The sequence below is a fragment of the Actinokineospora auranticolor genome (genome assembly GCF_041897805.1).
In the GTDB taxonomy this organism is placed as follows: domain Bacteria; phylum Actinomycetota; class Actinomycetes; order Mycobacteriales; family Pseudonocardiaceae; genus Actinokineospora; species Actinokineospora auranticolor.
Window position 1 is genome coordinate 2,543,260 of the sequence record NZ_CP154825.1, and the last position, 22,847, is coordinate 2,566,106.

The following is a 22,847-nucleotide window of genomic DNA, read 5'->3' on the forward strand; positions in this document are numbered from 1 at the left end:
ACTGTCGCGGCGTGCGGCACCGGCGACTCGGCTGGCGGCCCGCCTGCTGCGTCCGGTTCCGCGACGACGACGCTCCCGACGGCGAGCCCGAGCACTACTTCTTCACCGTCTGAGCGGGCTGAACAGGCGGCGTTGGGCGCCTATCGGGGTATGTGGGCCGACTTCGTGGAGGCTGGACACACTTCGGACTGGCGGTCGGTGAAGCTGGGGCAGCACGCGACGGGGGTCGCGTTGACGAACCTGTCGCGGGGCTTGTACGCCGATCACTACAACGGCCTGGTGACCAAGGGCGAGCCGGTGCTCAATCCGACCGTGTCGTCGGTCGAGCCCGCGGCGGAGCCGAAAAAGATCATTGTCTCCGACTGTGGCGATTCGACGAACTGGTTGAAATATCGGGCCGACACCGGGGAGCTCGCGGACAAGGAGCCCGGGGGTCGGCGCGCGATCAATGCCATTGCCGAGAAGCAGTCGGACGGCTCATGGAAGATCTCCGACTACGGCGTTCATGAACTGGGGACGTGTTGACCATGCGACGTTTATCGATCATTACCGGGTTCCTTGCTGTGAACCTCGTCGGCCTCGCGGTTCCGGCCTTGGCGGACGGGTGGGGGAACACGAACTGCGGGCAGGTCCCGTCCCCGGTGTGTGAGCTGGAGGCGGGCAGCAGTGGCGGTGGGTTGCCGGGTGGGTCGTCCGGGCACGGCACCAGCCCGCATCGTCCGGGTGGTGGCGCGGGTGGGGGTGGTCAGGGCTCAGGGGGCGACACCAGCGGTGGGAGCGGCAACAGCGTGGCCAACTGCTCGTACGTGCGCAGCGACTTTCAGCCCCCGGCCGGTGGCGTGATCAGCGCGGCCTACCACCCTCCCGCAGCACCCGGTGGAGTCGTCCAGGCCGCGATGCCGCACCCCGCCGTGGCGCGGGCAGCGCAGCCGGGGCAGGGCGGGGGTGCGTGGTACGTGTGGACGTGCGATACCGAGGGGGTGGCGCACGGGATGTACCGGTCCCCGGTGTGGATGGCCGACGGCCAGGCGCCGGGTGAGGCGTTGTTGCCCTCTCCGGCGGAGTTGTCGCGGGTCGCGCGTCGGCAGCTGCGGCTGCCCTCGCCGGTGATCGCGGCGAGCCCGGCTGCCGAGCAGTTGGTGAATCTGCCGACGTGGATGTGGCTGATCGGCAGTTGGAGGCCGGTGTCGGCGACGGCGTCGGTGCCGGGGGTGTCGGTGACCGCGGTCGCGACGCCGACCTCGGTGACTTGGGTGATGGGTGATGGCTCCACGGTCACCTGCGGTGGCCCAGGCACGCCCTACCCGGTTGGTGGTGACCCGAGGGCTGCGTCGCCGACCTGCGGTCACGTCTACCGGCGTTCGTCGACCGCCCTGCCGGGGCAGGTGTACGCGGTGTCGGCGACGGTGCACTGGCGGGTCTCCTGGTCGGGTGCGGGTCAGGGCGGGGTTTTCCCGGATTTGACCACGACGGGGGCGGCGGCGTTCCGGGTGGCTGAGTCGCAGGTCCTCAACAACGGCGGCGGCTGAGCACCACTCACGGTCTGACTCTCCGCACGTAATCGCTCGCTCTCTGTTCCGCACGTCGATGTGGGCGTCGCGGCGCGCTACCCCCATGCCTTTTGGAGGTTCGGCATGTCTGCCAACACCACGTTCCGCCCTGATATCGGCAGGTCCGCGAAGGCGGGCGATGGCCGGTGGGTGGAGAACGGGAAGAAGTCGGCGGCCTCGCGGCTGCGTACCCCGGGCCGGCGCCGTGGCGTCCCGTACCTGCTGCTGGGGGTGTTGCTTGTGCTCGTGTGCGTCGGCGCGTTCGTGTTGATCTCGCTGCGCTCCGGTGACCGGCAGCCGGTGCTCGCGTTGGCCCGTTCTGTGTCGGTCGGGCAGGTTCTCGCCGCGCAGGATCTGCGGCAGGTCAACGTCGCTGTCGACCCCGGCGTCGCGGTCGTGCCCGCGGACCAAGCGGCCAGTGTGCTGGGTCGTCCGATGGCCACGAGCCTGTCGGCGGGGACGCTGCTCACCCCCGAGGCCGTCGGCGGCACCGCGGTCCCCGCCGCTGGACAGGGCATCGCCGCGCTCGCCTTGAAGCCGGGGCAGTTCCCGGCCGAGGTCGCGCCGGGGGCGCGGGTGTCGGTGGTGTTCGTGCCCGGCCCGGCCGGGACAGCGACCACGCCGCCCAGCACCAGCGGGGTGGCGTGGCCTGCGGTGGTGACCAGCGTCAACACCCAGCCAGGCGGGCAGGACACGGTTGTCTCGGTGCAGCTGTCGGAGACCGCGGCCCGGCAGGTGGCGGCGGTGCCCGCCGGTCAGGTGTCGATCGTGCTGCTCGCGGCGGGAGGCAACTGATGTTGATCTCGCTGCTGTCGTTGAAGGGCTCGCCCGGGGTGAGCACCCTGGCCACGGCCGTGGCCGCCCGCTGGCCCGCTCCGGCGAGGACGGTGTTGGTCGAGGCCGATCCGGCCGGCGGGGACCTCACGCTGCGGTTCTCGTTGTCCTCGACCCCGGGCCTGGTCTCTCTGGCTGCCGCCTCGCGCCGGGCGGGGGACGACCCGGACCTGGTGTGGCGGCACACCCAACTACTGCCCGGTGGTCTGGCGGTGGTCGCGGCCCCGCCGGATGCCGAGCAGGCCCGCGCGGCGCTCACGGCGTTGGCCCCCGACCCCGCGGGCGGGTTGGGTGGTCTGCGGGCGGCGGCCGAGCAGCCGGATGCGGTGGTCGTCGTCGACTGCGGTCGCCTGGACCCGGGGTCTCCGGCGCTGCCGGTCGTGCGTGCCTGCGACGCGGTGGTGCTGTTGACCGGCGCGGGCGCTGACGACCTGGCACACCTGCCGCGGCGGCTGCCCGTGATCAGTAGGTGGAGCCCGCACCCGGTGCTGCTGCTGGTCGGTGACGGCTACTCCACCGCCGAGGTCGCCCGCGAACTCGGCGTCCCCCCGTGGGGCCGGGTGCCGCACGACCCGACAGGCGCGGCGGTCCTTCGTGGACAACGGGGCGGCTCCCGCTGGCGGCGTACCGGCCCGGAACGGTCGGCATTGGGGCGCTTCGCACTCCAGCTCGCCACCGAACTCGCCACACGCCACGAGACTCCGGCGCCCCAGCAGGAACACCACGACCCGGCGTCGCCCCACGCAATCTCCGCCGACGCGGCCCATGACGCCGACCTTGCATACCCCGGAGGGCAGGCATGACCGATTCGACCGACCGGCACCCGGTGGTGCGCCAGCTCCGCCCGCTCCAGCGCGGTTCCTCCACACCAGACGTTGGGCAGTCTTCCGACCTCGGGTGGGACACCGAGGGTGGCGCCACGCCGTCGGCGGCGCTGGTGCGGCTGCGGCGGGCCTTGCGGGGACGGCTGAGCACGGAGCTTCCTCAGCGAGTCGCCGAGCAGCTGGAGCACACCGGTACCGCCGCCACCCGTGAGGCGCGGCGCGAGCTGGCGGGGGTGATCCTCGAGGAGGCGCTGCGCGCGCACACCGAGGACGAGCTGGCCGCGGGCAGGCAGCTGCCGCCGCGTGAGGCCGAGCAGAGAGTGGTGGACGAGGTCGTCGCCGAGCTGTTCGGCCTGGCCGGGCTACAGCCGCTGTTGGACGACCCGGACGTGGAGACGATCAACGCCAACGCCTTCGACAAGGTGTTCGTCCAGTACAACGACGGCCGCCGGGCCCAGGTCGGGCCGATCGCCTCCTCCAACGACGAACTCACCGACCTGGTACGGCTGCTGGCCGCGCGGGCGTCCAGCCAGGAACGGCGGTTCGACCAAGGCTCCCCCGCAGTGAACCTGCAACTGCCCGGTGGAGAGCGGTTGTTCGCGGTGATGGCGGTGACCGCGGGCGGGGTGACCGCGCTGTCGATCCGCCGCCACGGCTACCTCACCGCCACCCTCGCGCAGCTGCGCCGCGGCGGCACGATCGACGCGAGCCTGGAGGCGTTCCTGCGCGCGTTGGTCAAGTCGCGCAAGAACATCCTGATCACCGGCGGCACCGGGGCGGGTAAGACCACGATGCTGCGCGCGTTGGCGGCCGAGATGGATCCGTTGGAGCGGATCGTCACCGTCGAGGACGCGTTCGAGCTGGGCTTGGACCATGACCCGGAGATCCACGCGGACGTGACCGCGTTCCAGTCGCGCGAGCCCAATGTGGAGGGTTCGGGCGAGATCACCCAAGCCGATCTCGTGCGCTTTGGTCTGCGGATGTCGCCGGACCGGGTGATCGTCGGGGAGATCCGCGGCCCGGAGGTCATCCCGATGGGCAACGCGATGTCGCAGGGCAACGACGGCAGCATGGCCACCCTGCACGCGAGCAGTTCGCGGATCGCGTTCACCCGGCTGGCCTCCTACGCCGCCCAAGGCGCCGAACGACTTCCGCTGGAGGCCACCAACCTCTTGGTCGCCTCATCCGTGCACTTCGTCGTGCATCTCGCTCGGGCCGAGGACCGCCGCACCCGCGTGGTGTCATCCGTGCGCGAGGTCGTAGGCGCCGACGGCCCCCAGGTCGTGTCCAACGAGGTCTACCGCCCCGGCCCCGATCGCAGGGCCCGGCCGGTGGCGGGAGCGCTGCGCGCCGACACCCTCGACGACCTGATCGAGGTCGGCTTCGACCCCGAGCTGCTGGAGGACCCCGAGGGGTGGTGGACACCGTGAACCTCACCCTCGGACCGACCACCGCCGCCGCGGCCCTGCTCGGGATCGGCACCGGCCTCGGGGTCCTGCTGATCCTCCTGGGCCGGCGCGGCACCACACCCCGCCCACGCCGCACCCGAACCCGCACGGCCAGCGATCAACGACGCCTCACCCGTGTCGCGGTCGCCGCCGCGGCAGGGGTGGTGACCGGTGTCCTCACAGGCTGGGTCATCGGCGCCGTCCTGGCCGGGCTCGCCGCGTGGTTCCTGCCGCGGGTGCTGGGCCGCGACCCCGAACACGCCCGTCGGGTCGCGCGGATCGAGGCCATCGCCTCGTGGACCGAGATGCTCCGAGACACCCTCTCCGCAGCTGCCGGGCTGGAGCAGGCCGTGCTCGCGACAGCGCCGTTGGCGCCCGCGGCCATCCAAGCGGAGGTCGGTGAGCTCGCCGCCGGGATCGAGACCGGCGACCGGCTCACGACCGCGCTGCGGCGCCTGGGCGAACGGCTCGACGACCCGGTCGGTGACCTTGTCGTGGCCGCGCTGCTGCTGGCCGCAGAGCAGCCGACCCGCGCGCTCGGCGAACTGTTGGGGTCGCTGGCCGAGTCCGCCCGCGGGCACGCCGCGATGCGGATGCGGGTCGACGCCGGACGCGCCCGCACCCGGACCTCGGTGCGCGTGATCGTGGGCACGACGTTGACCTTCGCCGCCGCACTGGTGGTGCTCAACCGCGACTACATGGCCGCCTACGGCACCGCCACCGGCCAACTCGTCCTGCTCGGCATCGGCGGCCTGTTCGCCGCCGGGTTCGCCTGGCTGGCCCGGGTCGTGCGCGTCGAGCAGCCGGACCGTTTCCTCGCCGCGGACCCGGCCGAGGTGGCCTTGCCTGCCGTCACGGGACTGCCGGGAGGTCGGTCGTGATCACCTTCATCGTCCTCGGCGCGGGTGCTGGGGCCGGGTTGTGGGCGCTGGTGGTGTTCCTGTTCCCGCCGCGTCCCGCGCTCGGCGTGGTCCTGGCCGCCGCGACCACACCCCCGGTCCCGGCGCCGATCCTGGCCACCGACGACACCGGCTGGGCTGTGCGCCTCGGCCGACCCGCCATCCCGGCCCTACGCGCGCTCGGACTCCCCGGACGCAAGGTGGGGCGCGACTTGGCCGTCGCGGGCCGCTCGGTGTCGGTGCACCTGGCGGAGAAGGCGGTCCTCGCCGTCGCCGGGCTCCTGCTCCCGGCCCTGGCGAGCGCGGTCCTCGCCCTGGCCGGGTTCGGGCTCGGACTCCAGTTCCCGCTCGTGGCCGGGCTCGTGCTGGGTGTGGTCGGGTTCCTCGCCCCGGACCTCAACGCCCGCAACCAGGCCGCAGCGCTGCGGGCTGGGTTCCGCCACGCCCTCTCGGCCTACCTGGACCTGGTGTGGATCACCCTCGCCGGGGGCATGGGCGTCGACTCCGCCCTCGGCGACTCGGTCCTCGTGGGCCGGGGGTGGGCGTTCGAGCAGCTCGGCCGAGCCCTCGACGCCGCCCGCCTCACCCGCGCCACCCCCTGGGCCGCGCTGCGACAACTCGGCGAGGAGTTGGACGTCTCCGAACTCGCCGAGCTGGCCGCGTCGGTCAGCCTGGCCGGGACCGAGGGCGCCAAGGTCCGCACCTCGCTGGCGGCCAAGGCCCAGGCGCTGCGCACCCACCAGATCACCGAGGCCGAAGGCGCGGCCCAGGCCGCCACCGAACGCCTCAGCCTGCCGGTCATGGTGCTGTTCCTCGGCTTCCTGGCGTTCATCACCTACCCCGCACTCACACAGGTCCTCAATGGACTGTGACAACCACCGCGAGGCGCGATCGCTGCCCGTGGACAACATGGAAGGACATCATCATGCGCCCACAAGTCGAGGCGATGTGGACTGTGTTGCTCGCCCGCTGGGACCAGCTGCGCCGCCGACCCGAGGACGGGTACTCGACCGAGGCCGTCCTGGTGACCGCCCTGTTGGTGGTCGCCGCGATCGCGGTGATCGCGATCATCGTCGGCAAGGTCACCGAGAAGGCCACCGGGATCACCATGTGACCCCTCCAACCGCCATACGAGGCTGGTTGGGCCGAGTACGGCGGGCGTTGCGCGGGGATCGGGGGGCGGTCAGCGCGGAGTTGGTGATCGCCACCCCGCTGCTGCTGCTGATGCTGCTGGCGATCGTGCAGTTCGCGCTGTGGTCGCACGCCACCCACGTCGCCCAGGCCGCAGCGTCCCAGGGCCTGGCCGTCGCGCGAGCCCAGAACGGCACCGCCGCCGCGGGCGCGGCGAGCGCGCGGCAGCTGCTCGACCAGCTCGCCGCAGGCCCGCTGGACAACACCGTGGTGGCCGCCGACCGCGGCCCGGTCTCAGCCTCGGTACGCGTCACCGGGACCGCGACGGTAGTGGTGCCGTTCCTGAGCCTGCCGGTGCACGCCGAGGCCACCGGCCCCGTCGAACGCCTCGTCCCCGATCTGGAAGGCAGGTGATCCCGATGCCCGCACCACCAACCACTACCAGGCCCGCGACACAGCGGCCCCGACGGCGAGGGTGGGCGGCGTGGTGGCGGGCCGACGAGGGCTCGGTGTCCGCCGAGATCACCATCGCCGCACCGCTGCTGATCATGCTGCTGGTGTTCGTCGGGGTGGTCATCCACCGGGGCGTGGACGCGCGCCTGCGGGTCGACGACGCCGCCCACCAGGCCGCCCGTGCGGCGAGCCTGGAACGCACCCCTGCCGCCGCGGTCACCGCCGCGCGCACGACCGCGTCCTCGGCGTTGTCGGCGGCGGGGGTGGTGTGTCGGTCGTTGGCGGTGAGCACGGCGACCGGCGGGATGCGTCCCGGGGGGACGGTCACGGTCACCGTGTCCTGCCAGGTCGACTTCGGCGACGCGCTCCTGCTCGGCATCCCCGATCGACAGGTGGCCGCCACCGCCGTCGAACCGGTCGACCTCTGGCGAGCCACCCTCACCACCGGGACCCGGACATGAAGCGCCCCAGGACATGGCGGGGATGGTGGCGCGCGGACGAGGGACAGGTGAGCGCGTTCGTCGTCGTGCTCGTCACCGGCATCCTCGTCCTGGCCGGACTCACCCTCGACGGCGGCCTCGCACTCGCGGCCAAGGTCAGGGCGAGCGGACAGGCCGAGGCCGCGGCACGGGCCGGGGCCCAGGCCATCGACCTCACCGCCTACCGCGCCACCGGCACCCTGCGCCTCGTACCCGCCCAAGCCGTCGCCAACGCCCAAGCCCACCTCGCCGCCGAAGGCGCCACCGGCACCGTGACCATCACCGACGACACCGTCACGGTCACCGTTACCGCCGTCCACCCCACCCAGCTGCTCGGACTGGTCGGCATCACCTCGTTTTCGGTGCACGGCCAGGGAAGCGCGCACCCCCAACGCGGATGACTCCACCCCCATCTCACCCCGCCGCCTCCCGGGGCGGGAACGAAAGGAACCACCGATGCTCACACCCGAGCAGATCAGGCAACGCGTCGCAGACGCCGACACCTCCCGCAGCGCCCGACGGGCCGCCGCGGCCCAACAGGTCTTCGAACTCGCCCAACGCCGGGCCGAGGTCGTCGAGCAGCTCGACGGCGTCGAGCGCGACCTCGGCCACGTCCTCGCCGAGACCGCGGAAATCATGGACCTCGACGAACTCGCCGGGTTCACCGGCCTCAAGGCCGCCGAGCTCACCGCCTGGCTCGCGGGCCACAAACCCGCCCGCGGCGGCCGACGCAGGAAGACCTCCACCGACCGGCCCGTCGACCCGACGGAGCCCTAGCCGGTCCGGCCGGGGCAAAACATCACGACTGCCGACATCGACTTGGTTTCGACGAATCGAGCACGCCTGTGAGCACACGAGCACATCCGTCCCGCCGCGGTGCGCGTCCGCGGCCTGGGCATCGTGCCCTCGCCGCGGTCGCGAGCCTGCTGCGCGGGCTGCTCGCGGCGGTGATGTTGGCGGCGCTGGTGGGCGGGTTGCCGTGGGCGCTGACCCACTTCATCGGCTGGCCCCTGCCCGATCACGTGCCGTCCTGGGCGCAGATCGAGGGCGCGCTGCTCGGACCGATGACCTCAGGGTTCCTGCTCGACGTGCTCGCCTGCGCCGCCTGGCTGGTATGGGGGCTGTTCGTCCTCGACGTGGCCCGCGCCGCGATCGTGATCACCCGCGACACGCGGCTACCGGACCTGTCGACGGCCGGGCCGGTGCACCGGGTGGCGGCCGTGCTGGTCGGCGCGATCCTGATCTCCCTGCTGGGACAACGCACCGGCACGGTCTCGGCGAACACACCATCGGCCGGGCCTGGCGCCGCTGTCGTGGCCACCGCGTTCATAACGCAGCAGCCCGTCGCCCCCGCGGCCGAGGGCGTCCGCCTGGCCGTGCACACCCCGGCCCGTCACGCCCTCTCCGCACCCTCACCCGCGTCACCGTCCACACCGGCGAGGTCGGCCGTGGTGCTGCCCTACGACCCGGCCACCGGGGTGCACGACTCGTTGTGGCGCATGGCCGACCGCGAACTGGGCGACGGGAACCGGTGGCCGGAGATCTACGCACTCAACAAGGGCAAGCCCCAACCCGGTGGCGGGCGACTGACCTGTCCGAGCCTCGTGTTCCCCGGCGAGCAGATGCTCCTCCCACCCACCGCCGTGCCCGCCGCGCAGCCCACGCCACACGTCGCTGCCCAGACCCCGGAACCCGTCACCCCACCGAGCCCGCGGCCGAGCAACCCCACCCCGCAGCCGTCGACTGCCCAGCCGACACCCGAGGCGATCCCGGCACCCACGCTGGTCCAACCCCCTGCAGGGCCCCATGACCTCGCCACACCGCTGGCGCCCGCGGGTGAGGACTCCGTCGGCGAGGTGGGAGTGCGCTGGGGTGACGAGGTGTTCGTCGGCCTGGCACTGGCCGCCGCGGTCAGCGCGGCCCTGCTGGTCGCCCGCCGACGGCACCGACGCCGATACCGGCCCGGCAGCGGCGACCGCACCGACCTGCCCGTCGCCCCCGTGGTCTACGGGCTGCGGCTCGCGCACCTGCGCGCCGACCCTGACGACCTCGTCGCCGACCCCGACAACCCGCCCCTGCGACCACCGCACAGCACGGCGCCCTCGATCATCCTGGGTACCGACGACGGATACACCACGGCGACCGTGTTGCCGGTGGGCGTGCGCGACGGGCGGGAACTCGCGCTGGACCTGGCCGCCGCGCACGGCCTCGGACTCCTCGGCGCGGGTGCCGCCGCCGCGGCCCGCGCCCTGCTGGTCACCGCTCTCGCCGACGGCGACGCGCGCGTGATCATCCCGGCCACCGACCTCGTCGGCGTGCTCGGCCGCCACGCCACCCACGGCCCACTGCCCGCGGCGCTGCGCGTGGTGACCGACCTCGCCGCCGCCCTCGACGAACTGGAAGCACAGACCCTGATCCGGCTCAACCAGGACCAGCACGGCACCGGCCGCCGCTTCCCGCCGACCATCCTGGTCGCCCAGGTTCCCGCGCGGCCCACGCCACGGCTGCAGGCGGTGTTGGACAACGGATCCGCCATCGGGGTGAGCGGGCTGTTGCTGGGCCAGTGGTCGCCCGGGGTCACCGCCTACATCCGCGACGACGGCATCATCTCCACCACCAACCCCGGCCTCGGCGAACCGCTGCGCGGCACGGCCGTGTTCCGCCTCGGCCACGACCACACCGGCGAACTACTCGCACTGCTGCGCCACGCCGACCGCGACAACCACCGCACAGGCGGGGATATCGCCACCGCGGCGGTTGTCCCGTTGCCGCGCACAGGAGCAGCCGGGGAACCGGACACCCCGGGAACGCAGGTGGACGTCCCCGAGGACGCGAGCACGGACACCGCGAGCGTGGAACCGTCGGGCACGGACGACAGGCCGCCGATCGACACCGCGCTGGAAATCCTGGACACGACCACGCCACCCGCCTCGGACGAGCACCCCCGCGTCGACGACGACTCGTCGGAGGCCCTGACGATGTCCACCGAGACCGCGCACGGCCCCGAGGACACAGACACCAGCACCGCGACCGCGGCCCCGCTGCGGATCAGCGTCCTCGGGCCGCCTCGCGCCTGGTGGCGACCCGACGCTCACGGGGAACGGGAGGTCACCTCGGCGTTCCCGCCGCGCACCCGCGAGCTGCTGGTGTTCCTGGCCCTGCACCCCGACGGGGTCAGCCGGGAGGCGCTCGTGGCCGCCCTGTGGCCTTCCAGCGCGCCGGAGCGGGCCACCAACGTGCTCAACACGTCGCTGAGCCGGGTGCGCCGCGCGGTCGCCGCCGCGACCGACGGGGCCTTGTCGGACGTGGTCATCGTCGGCGAGGGCCGCTATCAGCTGGACCCCGCACTGGTGGAGGTCGACTACCACCGCTTCGCCGCCGCGGTCACCGCACGCCGCCTCGCCGGGACCGAGCAGGAGCGTGTGCTGGCGTACCGGGCGGTGGTCGACAGCTACGCCGGACCGTTGGCCGACGGGGCGAGCACCGAGTGGATCGAGACCGCCCGCGAGGCCATCCGCCGCGACGCCATCGACGCCGTCGCCGCACTCGCCCGCGCACTCGTCGGCCACGATCCCCAGCAGACGATGGACCTGCTGGAGATGGCACGCGCGTTCGACCCGCACAACGAGGCCCTCTACCGCGACATCATGCGCCTGCAGGCCCACCTCGGGCAGCTCGACGCCGTCGGCCGCACCCTGGGCCTGCTGACCACCCGACTGGCCGAGATCGACGAGCGACCCACCGTCCCCACCGTCGAACTGGCCGCCCGCCTGCGCCACCGCCACGACCGCGCCGACGACCCCCGCTCGCCGTGGCACATCTGTCAGGGAGACACCCTGACAGGCTGACCCCGACGCGTTCGTCCTGTGTAAGCGAAGGAATGGCCCGTCAACCATCCCGCGCGAGTGAGTACCCGAACAGCCGAGCTCAGCCCCGCGGTCGGGCCCCCGCCGGCGAGACCGCGGCGTGGCAGATTCAGCCGACGGAGCCTTCCGCGCGGAAAGAGCGCCGACCCTGCGCGGGGAAAGTCTTGTGGCCGTCGATCGCGGTCACCTCTCCGAGCCCCGTGGTGCTCGCGCTGTGACGGCTGAGAGCCTGAGCACGCGCCAGCAGAGTCTCGTTCTCCTCCGCCCAGCAGAGCAGAGGCTCCGCCAGCGCCAACACGGCCGCGACCTCGGAACTCAACGAGTAGGTGACTTCCGGCGGAAAAGTCTTTTCGTAGCTCTCTCGGCGGATGACGCCCTGTTCGCGCATCTTTTTCAATGCGCGCGCGAGAATGCTATCCTGCAAAACAGCGCGTTTGTCCGACCAATGCTCGTCGATGGAATACGAGTTGACCGTGGAAAGAATCTCTACCCGCCGCAGCGGGCCGTCCCGCAGAGCCACCAGGATCGCGGCCGTCCACTTGTCGCCGAAAAGATTCTTCAGGTCGTACAACCCGCGCAGCAGTCTCTCGTCCCGCCCCGCCATCGCGCCTCCCCATGCGTGTTGACCCGACCCCCAGGCCGCGCCCGTCGTGTCATGCGGCCACGCGCCACTCGGACGCGCCGCCGTTGTCGCCATGCCTGCCCACCGCCTTGGGCACGCCACGACCCGCCTCCCCCGACCGGGGCGCGCCGAGTCTCAGACGCTACGCCAAACGGGGTACCTGTGCATCATATTTCTGCACCTATACCACTACTCCAAGTAGCGGAATCGAGATCGACTGCGCGGACGGTGACGTCCACTCGGGGGTCCTACCGGGGATCCGCTCGGGGCTCCCATCGGGGACCCCGCTAGACCGCCACCCCCAGGGCTCGGCGAAGGCGCAGGCGGGCGGCCCGAACGGGGGATCCGACGGTATCCCAGACTGGCTTGTCCGCAAGCCGGTGAACACATCGGGGCGCGGGCGGACAAGGCCGCGGTCTCCCCGCAGCACCCCTGTCGACGACCCCACTGGCATCCTCCTATTCTTCCGCTCACCTTTTATTTCCCGCCTCGCCTTTCCTATCGCATCCAGATCGACAATCTATTTTCATAAGAGATATGAAAAGCGCGCGAGCGCGCCCTGTGGTTCGGCGCGGGATCGGTCGCGGTCGCAGGCCCTCTACCAGGTCAAACGTCGTACGCGAACAAGGGACGCGCGCGACCCGCCGTGATCGCCGGTTCTCGCCACCGCGACCGCCATTTTGATCACCATTTCGGAATCGCGCCCGAAAAGAGTCTTGAAATGGGTCGGCGAAATCTATTGCACACGGCGCGGGCATCGAGCAATAATTAACGCATCGCCAGGGAAACGAAAACCCACCGAATACCACCCCCGGCGCGAGCCATGTCCACCGAACGCGGGAATGGCCGACAACATCCCTGATAATGCGCGCCATTTCGTAGCGCGGCCGTGAAAGGACCACCGCGATGACCACGCCCACACCACCCATGCCGGCCGGCGTCACGGCGGCGGCCCGACTGCGCAACGGACAGTTACGCGCGATGGTGGCGAAAGTTCTCGCCGACGCGTCGGGCGCGCCGATGACGCCCCGCGCGATCGCCGCCCAGCTGGGCGGCCGGTCGTCGGGCGCGGTCGGCAACGCGTTGCACACGTTGGCCGATCAGGGCCACGCCACGATCACCGGGACCGCGCCGGTGACCTACCAAGCGACCACGACCACGGCGGGTGTCGCGGCGGCGGCCATCGTGCCCGCCCCGCCCGTCACCCCGCGCCCACGTCCGAACGCGACACCCGCGCCGGTGACCGGCCCGATCACGCGCCCGAACGGCGCGGCCTACCACCCGCGCACGTTGTCCGGGATGCCGGACGTGACGGCGTTGCGGCGGCTACGCGACGCGGGCGTTCCGGCGCTGATGTATGGGCCGCCCGGGACCGGGAAGACGTCGGTGATCGAGGCCAGTTTCCCCGATCTGGAAACCGTTCCCGGTGACGGTGACACGGTGGTCGCCGATTTCGTGGGCGACTACACCAAGACCGACGACGGCCGCTACGTGTTCGTGTACGGGCCATTGATCCGGGCGATGCGGGCGGGGTCGGTGCTGTTCATCGACGACGCCACCATCATCCCGCCCACCGTGTTGGCGGTGGTCTACCCAGCGATGGACGGCCGACGGCAAATCGTGATCAAGGCCAACGGCGGGGAAACCGTGACCGCCGCCCCCGGGTTCTACGTCGTCGCCGGCCACAACCCCGGTGTGCACGGGGCCATCCTGTCCGACGCGTTGGCGTCCCGGTTTTCCGCCCAAATCAAGGTGTCCACCGACTACGATCTCGCCGCCGAACTCAAAATCGACTCCCGCGCGGTGAAAGTGGCGCGGAACCTGTCCACCCGACAGGCCAAGGGCGAGATCGGGTGGGCGCCGCAACTGCGTGAGCTGCTGGCATACCAGAAGATCGCGGACGCATTGGGCGAGAACGCCGCCGCCGGAAACCTGATCGGGATCGCGCCGGAAGAAGACCGAGACACCGTGGCCACCGTGGTACGCGCGGTGTTCGGTACCGCCGTGGAACCCCTTGCCCTGGGTGCCCGCGCCTAGAAAGCGCCCGACCCCACCACACCCGATCGCGCCGCCCGTTCATTCCTGAAAGGACGAACAACGATGAACGCGCATGTGACACTCGACCCGACCGCGACCGGAACGGCAGTGTTCCCCACCCGCCCCGAGTGGCTGACCCTGTCCGCCGCACTGGCCGATGAAGTCGGTGTGATCGCCGGCCGCCACGACCTGTTGGTCACGATCGCGCCCGGTGCCGGTGGCGGTGCCCCGGCATGTTTCTACCCGACCCGCGCGTTGATCGAAGTCGATGGTGTCCACTTGGGTGTCGACCCCGCGACCGCCGACCCCGCCGACCCGCACGACCGGGGCCGCTACCCCACCGCGTGGGGTTTGCTGACCCACGAATGCGCCCACGCCGCGCACAGCGTGTGGGAACCGCCCGACGGCACACCACCGGGCATCATCGACGCCGCAATGTTATTGGAAGAATCGCGCATGGAAGCGGCGCACATCCGCCGCCGTCCCGACGACCGGTTGTGGTTGCGCGCGTCGGCGGTGAACCTGATCCTCACCGACACCGCCGCCACCGACCCCGCCCACGCGCCACGCATGACCACAGCCGATGCCGCGCACACGGCCGCGCTGATCCTGGCCCGGGTCGACGGCGGAATCCTTGACACCACCGAGACCACGCCGGTCGCGGACGCGGTCGAGACCATTCTCGGCGCGCCGCTGCTGGAGGAGTTGCGCGGGTTGTGGCGGGAAGCGTTGGCCGCCGCCGACGACGACGCCGACACCATGATCGACATCGCGCGCCGGTGGTGTCAGGCCATCGGCACCGATCCCGACAACCCCGCGCCCGGTGGTTTCGGGGATCCTGACCCGTCCGGCGCGGCGGCGGGGCCGTCGGCACTGGCCACCGCCATCGCGGCCACCGCCGCCACGGTGGCGGCGGCCGTGGCCGCCGAGACACCACCCCACCCCGCCGCCATCGCGGCGGTGGCGCAAGCCGACGAGGACGCCGCCCGCGAGGCCGCGGACGAGGCCGCGCGGACCGTGTTCTCGAGTCCGGTCCGCACCCGTCGGGCGGGGCTCACCGCGACCACCGGCACACGCGCACCCACCAGCGACGAACGCACCGCCGCGCGCGTACTGGGCCGCGCCCTGTCCACCGCCGGCGTGCGCGACCGAGTGTCGGTGAAGACGACCTCGCCGTTCCCGCCCGGACGCCTACGGATGCGCGGGGTGTTGGCGGCCGACGCCCAACGCGCGGCGGGTGCGGACGTGACCGCCGAACCGTTCACCCGCACCACCCGACACATCGTGCCCACCCCACCGCTGAAACTGGCCGTGGCCTGTGACGTGTCCGGGTCCATGGGCCACCTACGCAAGGCGGTCGCCTCGACCGCGTGGATACTCGCCCACGGCGGCCGTCACGCCACCGTGAACGTCACCACCGCCACCGTGATCTTCGGTCACACGGTTCGCCCCATCACCCACCCCGGCACCTACCCCGCCCGTATCACCAGGTTCGCCGCCAACGACGCGTGTCACGCCATCGCCACGGCCACCGACGCACTCGACGGCGCGCTGGCGCTATCTCGACCCGGCGCCGCCCGATTGCTGGTGATCGTCTCGGATGGACACTTCGGCACAGACGAACGCCGCGACGGGCAGAAGCGAATCGACCGTTTGCGCACGTCCGGATGCGCGGTGCTGTGGCTGACCACCGACGAACGCGACCAACCATTCACCGGCGCCACCGTGCACCAACTCACCGACCCCGCCACGACGGCACTAGCCATCGGCCGCGCGGCCACCGCCGCCCTACGCGCCGCCCACTGACCCCGACCACCCGGGGCAACACGCATCCCGCCCCGGGTGGTCCGGGCAGAAGACCCCACCCCCCAACGTATCGAGAGCGATCATCCCCGTGACCGACATCCCCACCGTGGGCGACCTGGTTGCCGCCCTGATCGTCCACGACCCCGATTCCCCGGTACGCGTCGCCTCGCAACCCGGCCACCCGATGGAACACCTACTCGCACGTGTCGCGGTCACGCCCGACGACGACCATCCCGACCCACCCGTGGTGTGGCTCGGCATCGGCGACCCGATCGGGCACCCGCCACCGTCGGCCACCGATGCCCTCGGATGGACAAGCTGACCCAACCACTGTCCAACAGTCCACATAGGAACATTCTTGAGGAAGGGCTTTGTGATGTACTGGTCAGAACAGAAAGAACGGTGGCACGAAACGGTTGTTCTCATCGCCGATGAGATGCCGGGTGGATGGTCCCACGCCACGCCGATCGTGCGACGTAGTGGATTCTGGGAGCACCACTGGCACGACTTGTTGGTCCCGCCCAGTGGAGATGCTGTCGTGGCGGTGTGCCCGGTCTACGACGACCAGGGATGGTCTTTCCGGATCGACCCCACGTGTCCACGGGATCTCTCCCCGTTCCTCCGAAGGGAGTCGGGCGACATGGTGCTCATCCCGTACGCGACACCACCCGCCACCGCCGCCGCGATGATCGTGGACAAGCTTGACCGATACGGGAAATTGGTGGCGGACGCACATAGGCGCCAGCGGCCGGAACGGATCGCCCGTGACCGTGCCATCGGCGCGGTCACCGAGATCGCCAAGGTTCTCAACACGGACTCGACGGTCAAGACCAGGCTTGAACCGTCCGGCAAGAACGACTCCGTGACATGGAACGGTCACGTTGAATGGCTTGGCAATGCCAAAGTCGGTGTCAAGTCACGTGCGATGGGTTGGGCCGGAGCCGGAGAAGAATCACGCTGGCGCACCGTCACCGTTGTCATCGAAGCCTCACTCGACACCGACGAGTCGATTTCAGCGCTCCTGCAAGCAGTCAGCCGGGCTCGCCCCAACCCGGAACCGCCGGGCGGATCGTGACGACGCTCGCCGCAACCCCCGAAAGTCTCCGTCGGCCACAACGTGCCCACCCGTTGAACCCCATCCACTCCCGCCCCTTGAGTCGAGAGAACGCCATGACCACAACCGCATCCGGACTTGTCGAACGCGCGGTCCGCGCCGCACGCACCCAGCGCGCCGCCGACCCGGACGGGTTCCACCGCCGCCACGACACGCCCCACACATGGGACCGGTGGGCGCGCCGCGCCCGAGTCGCCCGCGAGATCGCCGCCGCACTGGACACGCCCGTGGACGCCGTGCTCGTCACCGACGACCCCCACCGCACCTATCCCACCCGCACCGGGCCGGTTCCCGGGGACCTGATCACCGTCACCGACCCGTTAACCGCGCACCCGTGGCGGTTCATCCCCGACAACGCCACCCCCGGGCAATCGTGGTGGCTACTCGATCGTTGTCCCGGTTGCGCAACGGAAGTCCCGGTCGCCCGCGTCGCCACCCTGGCCGATCTCGGTGACCATCTCGACCCTAACCGACCCGGCGGGGCGAACCGGAAGTCCGCCGAGCGCCCCACCGAATGCGCATGTAGTCCATCCTCGCCCGGCGAGGCCGCGGTGCGAGGCGTGGCGCGGAACGCGACGGTGCGGTGAGGACATGTCGACCACGACGGACTTCTACGTCGGGCGCGGGTCTCGCGCCGAGTGGATCGGTTCCCTGCAATGGGATTGCGCACCGGCCGGGCTGATCCGCGTCCCACCCGGACGACTCGCCCTTGCCGCGACCGACGAATCCACCTACCGCGCCGCCGTCGCCGATCTGTTCGTCGTCTGGGAAAGCGAGAACATCGGCCACGCCTACCCGCGCCGGACCGGATGGCCGTGGCGGTGGCACACCAGCCATCACAGCACGTGGATCATCACGTTCGATCCCGTCACCCGCCGGGCGCTGTCCACTGTGGGCGGTGGTGTGCGGTGGGAACCGGCCACGCCACACGCATCCCGCACCGACGCCCCCATCCCGCCCGGACACGGACCGGTCCCGCTGCCGCTCATGCGCGACCCCGACACCGGACACCCGACTCGCGCCGCGCTCACCCTCACCCCACCCACCAGGAGATCACCATGACCATGCCCGATGGCCCCGACGACCGGTACTTCGCCGCCCGCCGCCACACCGAGGACGGCGGCTACGAGGTCACCGCGATCGTCTTCGACCCCGCCGACGCCCAACAAACCTGGTACGGGCACGTCACCCGCCACGGCGTGCTCATCGGCACCTACTTCTGCGCCGACCGCGTCCGGCAACGCGACTGGCACATCGTCACCTCCGAGGGCGTCCACATCGTCCTCGACAGCCCGGACATCCACCCGATCGGCGAGAACATCGCCGTCATGGTGCTCACCGGCCTGCGCGACGGCTCCGACGCCGAGATCGACCGATGGGCCGACGAGATGACCCGACGCATCGCCGACGAATCCCCCCACTAGCCGCCCTCCCGTCAGGAGAACCGAAACAATGAACACCGCCGTCCACGACGCCTTGCCGCCCGAGGCCGTCTCGCTGATCCCGGCATCGCCGCACCCCATGCCCATACGCGCACCCGCCGGGGCGTGGGGATTGGTCGTGATCGCCGTGCGCACCACCCACAGCGCCGGCGCACCGGTGCGGCTGATCGGCGACGGACCGCCGCCCGATCCCGCCCACACCGACATCGCCGACCTGATGGCCGGGGTGTGGCTGCCCTCGCCGCCACCCGCCGCGCTGTGCACCGGGGACGTGGTCGTGCGGCTGCACGCCCCCGACAACGGCGACCCCGCCCTGGCCGATGTCGAGATCCTGGCCGCGATGCAAGGCCAGTGGCATTCCGTCGGCACCTCGACGTCGGTCGATGCGCGATGGCCGCACACGATCGCCCTGTCGGCGTTGCTGCACATGCGCTGGCTCGCCGACGCCGCCTTCAGCGACGCCCAGTGGGTCACCCTGACCAGCAGCTCGATACCCGCCCTCCTCACGCGAAAGTTCGGGCTCGACCGCGAGTCCGCGGGCCGCGCACCTCGCCGCGTGCCCGACGCCCTCGCCGACCTGGTCACCGCCAGGCTCCTCGAGGTCGGCGAGCGGCTCGTCTGGAACGGACACACCGTCACCGTGGGCGAGCACGGCGTCGTACACCCCGGACCGGACGCGCTCACCGCGTCCACGGTCACCGCCCACGCGAACCACGTGTCCAAGTGCACCGTCAACGGCTGGCACCTATGGCGACGGGCGAGCGACAGCCGCCTCTTGGCGGACCTGCGCGCCGAACTCACCACCCGCTGAAATGTGCCCACCCGGGATCCGCCCGCCCCCAGGACAGCAAGCCAAAAGAACAAATGGAAATGACAACTATTCCAGATAGAGCCGCCATGGCGACCACCTTGTCCGGCTACTGAACCACCACGGCCCCGACAAGGGGCCGCCCCGGTGTTCGTCGTGGACGGTGCGCTATCGACCCCGGTCGGGTGCCGATCGCCGCCGCCCACGCGTGGCCGACCCCAGACGCAACCGAGACGGCCTAGAACCTTTCACGGCAGAAAGAGGACATGATGAACGACAGCACCACCCCCAGGCCCGGCCCTCGCCACCGGGTCCGGCTTCACGATTACCGGCGGCGCTGCCCCGACTGCGATGTCCCCGTCGGCCGGGAGCACGACTACGACGAGGACGACGGGGGCTGTGACAAGGCTGTGTGCCTGGTGACCGGGCTGCAGCGGCTGATGTGCGACCGCGAGGACCACGCCGACTGCGGGCGGGACGTGTGGACCGGATGGTCGCCCGGCTACCTCGACTGTCTGCGGCTCGGATGGATGCTCGGCCCCGGACTCCCGGACACCTACCGCCTCCTGACCGAGGCGGTGTGGGACCCGACCAGGTGTGCCTGGGTCGATCCCACGGTCTCGCCCGTGCCCTCGGCCTCGCCGCCCCTCGCACGTCCGGAGGACGGAGGACCACCGGCCTGGTACCCGGCGGGCGACCGCCACGCCCGACGAGCGCACGCGGACTTCTACCTCGGTACCGGCACGCAGGCCCGTTGGCTGGGATCGCTGGCCGAGTCCGGACACCCGAGCATCCTCGCCACCGTGAGCAGGGCCTCGGAGATGCTCACGGCCACCACCTCCGGTGCCTACGAGGTGGCCGTCCAAGCGCTCTTGGCCGACCACCTGGCGACGGGATCCGAGTTCGCCGTCCAGGCCGGGCGGGGTGAGACCTCGGGCTGGCCGTGGCTGGCGACCGACAGCAGCGGCTGGTGGGCCTACACCTTCGTCGACGGACGGGTACGGGCGTGCCTGCGCGGCGGACCGTGGTTCTGCCCCGACCCGCACCAACCCGACGGCGGTGCCGAGACCGTCACCGGCCCGGACGCCGACCTGCCCGCACCCGGCGAACGCGCCCCCGCGACCGCCACCTTCACGTGGCGACCAGGGTTTCGAGGCACACCGATACCGATCACCGCCACCCTTCCCCCAGTGACGGCCGACTACCTGACTCGCCGCGGCGAGATCGCCCTCACCGTGCAGATCGTTCTCGACGAGGTCTGCGACCAGCAGCGCCCCCTGCCCGACATGGCCACCCACGCCGTCCGCGAGATCCTGCACAGCCTCGTGGACCCCGCTCCCACCGCGAACCTGCGCCAGCTGCCCGACGGCGCCTCACCGGCCTACGAGGAGGTCGTGACCGCGCTGCGGTTCCTGCTCGACGCCGACCGCTACGCCCAGGGCAACAACCCCGCCCACGCCGTCGAACTGCTCGACATCTCCGCCTCCGCCGCCGTACGGGCACTCATCGCCCACTACACCACCCCCTGACCCCCACGAAGACAACCGGGACGCCGTTGACCGGCCGAAAGGCCAGGGTGATCACGTCGGGCGCCGCCAGTGGCGCAGCGCACCCCGTGGTCGGTGATCAGCTCACCGACCACAGGGCCTGTACGGTGAAAGATGTTCCTGGGTGGCGGCGCGTCCAGCGGATTCCCGACACGGACACCGGAGCCTTGGAGGGAGCCGGTAGGACCACCCATCTCGTGACCAGGATCGAACACCGTCCCGACCACGACCTGCTCTGCGTCGAGGGCGAGGTGGACATGGCGTCGGTGCCGCTTCTCGACAAGGCCCTCCACGACGCGTTCACCAGCGAGGACTCCACCGGGCTCCTGGTTGTGGACCTCACCGACGTCGGATTCCTCGGTTCGGTCGGGCTGCGATCACTGGTCATCGCCCGCGAGCACGCGGCCGAGACGGGGCGACGCTTGGTGGTGATCACCCCCGAGAGCAGTGCTGTGCGCCGCGCGATCAACATCACCGGCCTGGACCAGACGCTCGTCCTAGCCGCCGACCTCCAAGAGGTGTGTCGACCGTAGCCCTACCAAGGCACCGTCTGGGGCATCCTCGGCGACATCTGGGGGCGAAGGGGTCCCCGTGAACCTGTCTGGCAGTGCTCGACGACCGGCGATTACCCGCCCACTATGTCGGGAGGACAAGGTTGTGCCCCGACGGGCAAGTGATCCCGTCGGGGCACAACCTTGTCAAGGCGACGATGGCGAGGATGAGTTGCCGGGTCAGTTCTCCAGCGCGGTCGTGACGAGCTGCTCGACCGGAGCGAGGGCAAACCGTCTCGGCTTGTCCTGGACCCTCACCGCCACGCCGTCGGCGACCAGTTTGTCGAGGGCGTTGCTCACCGCGCCCCCTGACTTGCCTTCCAAGGCCCGGGCGATTTCGGTGGGACTGAGCCGCTGAGTGGGGTGATCGCGCAGGTAGTCCTCGACCTGCCCACGCAGCGCACCCGGGGCCAACCTCGGCGCTTTCCCCACGCGAGCCTTGATGGCTTCTGCCGGCGTGGAGATGGGGCCGGGCTCGGCGGAATGCGCCGGTTCGGCGTTCGGGGTCTCCTCGGGCACGGCGACGGAGGCGGTGTCGGCCCTGCTCCGCGCGTCCTCTGGCGCGGAGTTCTCCTGCGGCACGTCGGTCTCTAGGTGCTCGTCGTCGCTGTCGGAGGTCGGGACCGGGTGGTCTTCGCCCTCGGGGTCGACCGCGTCGGGACCGTCGCCCGCGCCGGAGTCGGTCGTGCTCGGTTCGGCGGCGGTGGTCTCGGTGATCGTCCATAGGTCGGCGGCGCGCCCACTGCTGGTGGCGGCAGTGCCTGCCGTGCGGGTGACGCATCCCTCGTGTGCCCACCGGGCGAGGATCTTCTGCGCGGTGGACTTCCCGATACCGGCCGATGTGGACAACTCGACGGCGGTGGTGCCGGGGTTGGTGTGCAACACCGCCCACAGCTTGTCCTCCGTCGCCGTGCGTGTCGCCATCGCGGCCGGATCGGGTACCACCCGTAGAGCGGGTTCCTGACGCGCCGTGCTGGTGCGGGCTGTGCGGACGCGGTTCTTGTTAGGCATGGCCAAATCCTTCTTGTCCAGGTTGCCGTGATCGTTGTGGCGAGCAGGAGGCTTCGGCTGTCCCGGCCGGTGCGAGCGCTGCTCCGACACGGCGCGGGCCGGTGGGCCATACGCATATGGACGCTTCCTTCCCCTCGGGAAGTCAAGCCACGTCAAGAAAAATTCGGGCGTCGAGACGTGTCTCTGGCACTCCGGCAGCCGGGGCCTTGACAGCACCGCGGCCACGAAGCGTCCATACACGTCGGCCGGCCCTGGCCGCCGACTCGCCGACAACGAGAAAACCGAAGGGGTGCTGGAACGATGGCGACCAACAACACCGCACCCGATCCGGCCACCACAGCCTTCGACACGGCCGTAGGGGCACGTCATCGCGCCGCCGAACCTGAACCCGCCGAGGGATTCGCCCGACCGCCACAGCCGCTCAC

25 protein-coding genes are annotated in these 22,847 nt (G+C 71.1%); 23 read left to right on the plus strand and 2 right to left on the minus strand.

The features are described 5' to 3' along the window. Window positions 1–198: 198 nt before the first annotated feature. The 13 genes from V5P93_RS11690 to V5P93_RS11750 all read left to right on the plus strand — a co-directional run bounded on the left by V5P93_RS11690 (window position 199) and on the right by V5P93_RS11750 (window position 11,466). Entirely contained in the window at window positions 199–525 is a 327-nt protein-coding gene (locus V5P93_RS11690; RefSeq protein ID WP_245931705.1) for a hypothetical protein, read from the plus strand. Window positions 526–896: 371 nt separating this feature from the next. Further along, window positions 897–1,529, plus strand: a complete 633-nt coding sequence (locus V5P93_RS11695) for a hypothetical protein (protein WP_245931706.1) — start codon at window positions 897–899, stop codon at window positions 1,527–1,529. A gap of 105 nt (window positions 1,530–1,634) precedes the next feature. After that, window positions 1,635–2,345, plus strand: coding sequence for an SAF domain-containing protein (locus tag V5P93_RS11700; protein WP_104482840.1), 711 nt, complete (start codon window positions 1,635–1,637; stop codon window positions 2,343–2,345). Then, a complete protein-coding gene (locus tag V5P93_RS11705; protein ID WP_104482841.1) occupies window positions 2,345–3,187 on the plus strand; it encodes a chromosome partitioning protein in 843 nt (280 codons plus the stop codon). The genes V5P93_RS11700 and V5P93_RS11705 overlap by 1 nt, the downstream gene beginning before the upstream one ends. Beyond that, on the plus strand, window positions 3,184–4,638 hold the full coding sequence (locus tag V5P93_RS11710; RefSeq protein ID WP_104482842.1) for a CpaF family protein: 1,455 nt from the start codon (window positions 3,184–3,186) through the stop codon (window positions 4,636–4,638). Before V5P93_RS11705 ends, V5P93_RS11710 begins: the two co-directional genes overlap by 4 nt. Further along, on the plus strand, window positions 4,626–5,537 hold the full coding sequence (locus V5P93_RS11715; protein WP_104482865.1) for a type II secretion system F family protein: 912 nt from the start codon (window positions 4,626–4,628) through the stop codon (window positions 5,535–5,537). The genes V5P93_RS11710 and V5P93_RS11715 overlap by 13 nt, the downstream gene beginning before the upstream one ends. Next, window positions 5,534–6,427 (plus strand): type II secretion system F family protein, encoded by an 894-nt coding sequence (locus tag V5P93_RS11720; protein ID WP_104482843.1) that lies wholly within the window; start codon window positions 5,534–5,536, stop codon window positions 6,425–6,427. Before V5P93_RS11715 ends, V5P93_RS11720 begins: the two co-directional genes overlap by 4 nt. Window positions 6,428–6,480: 53 nt before the next feature. Next, window positions 6,481–6,669, plus strand: a complete 189-nt coding sequence (locus V5P93_RS11725; protein WP_104482844.1) for a hypothetical protein — start codon at window positions 6,481–6,483, stop codon at window positions 6,667–6,669. Next, window positions 6,666–7,100 carry a TadE/TadG family type IV pilus assembly protein gene (locus tag V5P93_RS11730; RefSeq protein ID WP_342752325.1) on the plus strand — a complete coding sequence of 145 codons (435 nt, stop codon included), beginning with the start codon at window positions 6,666–6,668 and terminating at the stop codon, window positions 7,098–7,100. Before V5P93_RS11725 ends, V5P93_RS11730 begins: the two co-directional genes overlap by 4 nt. A gap of 95 nt (window positions 7,101–7,195) precedes the next feature. After that, window positions 7,196–7,600: a TadE/TadG family type IV pilus assembly protein gene (locus tag V5P93_RS11735; protein ID WP_245931707.1), complete on the plus strand. Its 405-nt coding sequence runs from the start codon at window positions 7,196–7,198 to the stop codon at window positions 7,598–7,600. A 47-nt stretch (window positions 7,601–7,647) separates the two neighbouring features. Continuing rightward, complete coding sequence (locus tag V5P93_RS11740) at window positions 7,648–8,019, plus strand: pilus assembly protein TadG-related protein (protein WP_104482846.1); 372 nt, start codon at window positions 7,648–7,650, stop codon at window positions 8,017–8,019. A gap of 55 nt (window positions 8,020–8,074) precedes the next feature. Continuing rightward, window positions 8,075–8,395, plus strand: a complete 321-nt coding sequence (locus V5P93_RS11745; protein ID WP_104482847.1) for a hypothetical protein — start codon at window positions 8,075–8,077, stop codon at window positions 8,393–8,395. Between the two features lie 68 nt (window positions 8,396–8,463). Beyond that, window positions 8,464–11,466: a BTAD domain-containing putative transcriptional regulator gene (locus V5P93_RS11750; RefSeq protein ID WP_245931708.1), complete on the plus strand. Its 3,003-nt coding sequence runs from the start codon at window positions 8,464–8,466 to the stop codon at window positions 11,464–11,466. Window positions 11,467–11,593: 127 nt separating this feature from the next. On the opposite strand, the gene V5P93_RS11755 is transcribed toward V5P93_RS11750, so the two are convergent. Further along, window positions 11,594–12,088 carry a helix-turn-helix domain-containing protein gene (locus V5P93_RS11755; RefSeq protein WP_104482848.1) on the minus strand — a complete coding sequence of 165 codons (495 nt, stop codon included), beginning with the start codon at window positions 12,086–12,088 and terminating at the stop codon, window positions 11,594–11,596. A gap of 1,257 nt (window positions 12,089–13,345) precedes the next feature. Here V5P93_RS11755 and V5P93_RS11760 point away from each other — a divergent pair. From V5P93_RS11760 to V5P93_RS11805, 10 genes are all read left to right on the plus strand, one after another. Continuing rightward, the gene (locus V5P93_RS11760; RefSeq protein WP_342752326.1) at window positions 13,346–14,143 is read left to right on the plus strand and encodes an AAA family ATPase; all 798 of its coding nucleotides are present in this window, start codon (window positions 13,346–13,348) and stop codon (window positions 14,141–14,143) included. Window positions 14,144–14,206: 63 nt separating this feature from the next. Further along, entirely contained in the window at window positions 14,207–15,949 is a 1,743-nt protein-coding gene (locus V5P93_RS11765; protein WP_104482850.1) for a vWA domain-containing protein, read from the plus strand. Between the two features lie 88 nt (window positions 15,950–16,037). Continuing rightward, window positions 16,038–16,271 (plus strand): hypothetical protein, encoded by a 234-nt coding sequence (locus V5P93_RS11770; RefSeq protein ID WP_245931709.1) that lies wholly within the window; start codon window positions 16,038–16,040, stop codon window positions 16,269–16,271. A gap of 318 nt (window positions 16,272–16,589) precedes the next feature. Then, the gene (locus tag V5P93_RS11775) at window positions 16,590–17,024 is read left to right on the plus strand and encodes a hypothetical protein (RefSeq protein WP_374065887.1); all 435 of its coding nucleotides are present in this window, start codon (window positions 16,590–16,592) and stop codon (window positions 17,022–17,024) included. Window positions 17,025–17,290: 266 nt separating this feature from the next. Beyond that, entirely contained in the window at window positions 17,291–17,650 is a 360-nt protein-coding gene (locus V5P93_RS11780) for a hypothetical protein (protein WP_245931710.1), read from the plus strand. Between the two features lie 4 nt (window positions 17,651–17,654). Beyond that, window positions 17,655–18,125, plus strand: a complete 471-nt coding sequence (locus V5P93_RS11785; protein ID WP_104482852.1) for a hypothetical protein — start codon at window positions 17,655–17,657, stop codon at window positions 18,123–18,125. Continuing rightward, entirely contained in the window at window positions 18,122–18,487 is a 366-nt protein-coding gene (locus V5P93_RS11790; protein WP_104482853.1) for a hypothetical protein, read from the plus strand. Before V5P93_RS11785 ends, V5P93_RS11790 begins: the two co-directional genes overlap by 4 nt. A gap of 28 nt (window positions 18,488–18,515) precedes the next feature. Beyond that, window positions 18,516–19,316 carry a hypothetical protein gene (locus V5P93_RS11795; protein WP_104482854.1) on the plus strand — a complete coding sequence of 267 codons (801 nt, stop codon included), beginning with the start codon at window positions 18,516–18,518 and terminating at the stop codon, window positions 19,314–19,316. Between the two features lie 266 nt (window positions 19,317–19,582). Further along, window positions 19,583–20,842 carry a hypothetical protein gene (locus V5P93_RS11800; RefSeq protein WP_245931711.1) on the plus strand — a complete coding sequence of 420 codons (1,260 nt, stop codon included), beginning with the start codon at window positions 19,583–19,585 and terminating at the stop codon, window positions 20,840–20,842. A 215-nt stretch (window positions 20,843–21,057) separates the two neighbouring features. Continuing rightward, window positions 21,058–21,393, plus strand: coding sequence for an STAS domain-containing protein (locus V5P93_RS11805; RefSeq protein WP_245931712.1), 336 nt, complete (start codon window positions 21,058–21,060; stop codon window positions 21,391–21,393). Window positions 21,394–21,591: 198 nt separating this feature from the next. On the opposite strand, the gene V5P93_RS11810 is transcribed toward V5P93_RS11805, so the two are convergent. Beyond that, window positions 21,592–22,422 carry a winged helix-turn-helix domain-containing protein gene (locus V5P93_RS11810; protein WP_104482855.1) on the minus strand — a complete coding sequence of 277 codons (831 nt, stop codon included), beginning with the start codon at window positions 22,420–22,422 and terminating at the stop codon, window positions 21,592–21,594. Between the last annotated feature and the right edge of the window lie 425 nt (window positions 22,423–22,847).

Coding starts and splice junctions, on each gene's coding strand:
- V5P93_RS11695 (WP_245931706.1), top strand. CDS start 897: ATGCCGCACCCCGCCGTGGCGCGGGCAGCGCAGCCGGGGCAGGGCGGG.
- V5P93_RS11700 (WP_104482840.1), top strand. CDS start 1,635: ATGTCTGCCAACACCACGTTCCGCCCTGATATCGGCAGGTCCGCGAAG.
- V5P93_RS11705 (WP_104482841.1), top strand. CDS start 2,345: ATGTTGATCTCGCTGCTGTCGTTGAAGGGCTCGCCCGGGGTGAGCACC.
- V5P93_RS11710 (WP_104482842.1), top strand. CDS start 3,184: ATGACCGATTCGACCGACCGGCACCCGGTGGTGCGCCAGCTCCGCCCG.
- V5P93_RS11725 (WP_104482844.1), top strand. CDS start 6,481: ATGCGCCCACAAGTCGAGGCGATGTGGACTGTGTTGCTCGCCCGCTGG.
- V5P93_RS11745 (WP_104482847.1), top strand. CDS start 8,075: ATGCTCACACCCGAGCAGATCAGGCAACGCGTCGCAGACGCCGACACC.
- V5P93_RS11755 (WP_104482848.1), bottom strand. CDS start 12,088: ATGGCGGGGCGGGACGAGAGACTGCTGCGCGGGTTGTACGACCTGAAG.
- V5P93_RS11765 (WP_104482850.1), top strand. CDS start 14,207: ATGAACGCGCATGTGACACTCGACCCGACCGCGACCGGAACGGCAGTG.
- V5P93_RS11775 (WP_374065887.1), top strand. CDS start 16,590: ATGGTGCTCATCCCGTACGCGACACCACCCGCCACCGCCGCCGCGATG.
- V5P93_RS11785 (WP_104482852.1), top strand. CDS start 17,655: ATGTCGACCACGACGGACTTCTACGTCGGGCGCGGGTCTCGCGCCGAG.
- V5P93_RS11790 (WP_104482853.1), top strand. CDS start 18,122: ATGACCATGCCCGATGGCCCCGACGACCGGTACTTCGCCGCCCGCCGC.
- V5P93_RS11795 (WP_104482854.1), top strand. CDS start 18,516: ATGAACACCGCCGTCCACGACGCCTTGCCGCCCGAGGCCGTCTCGCTG.
- V5P93_RS11800 (WP_245931711.1), top strand. CDS start 19,583: ATGAACGACAGCACCACCCCCAGGCCCGGCCCTCGCCACCGGGTCCGG.
- V5P93_RS11810 (WP_104482855.1), bottom strand. CDS start 22,422: ATGCCTAACAAGAACCGCGTCCGCACAGCCCGCACCAGCACGGCGCGT.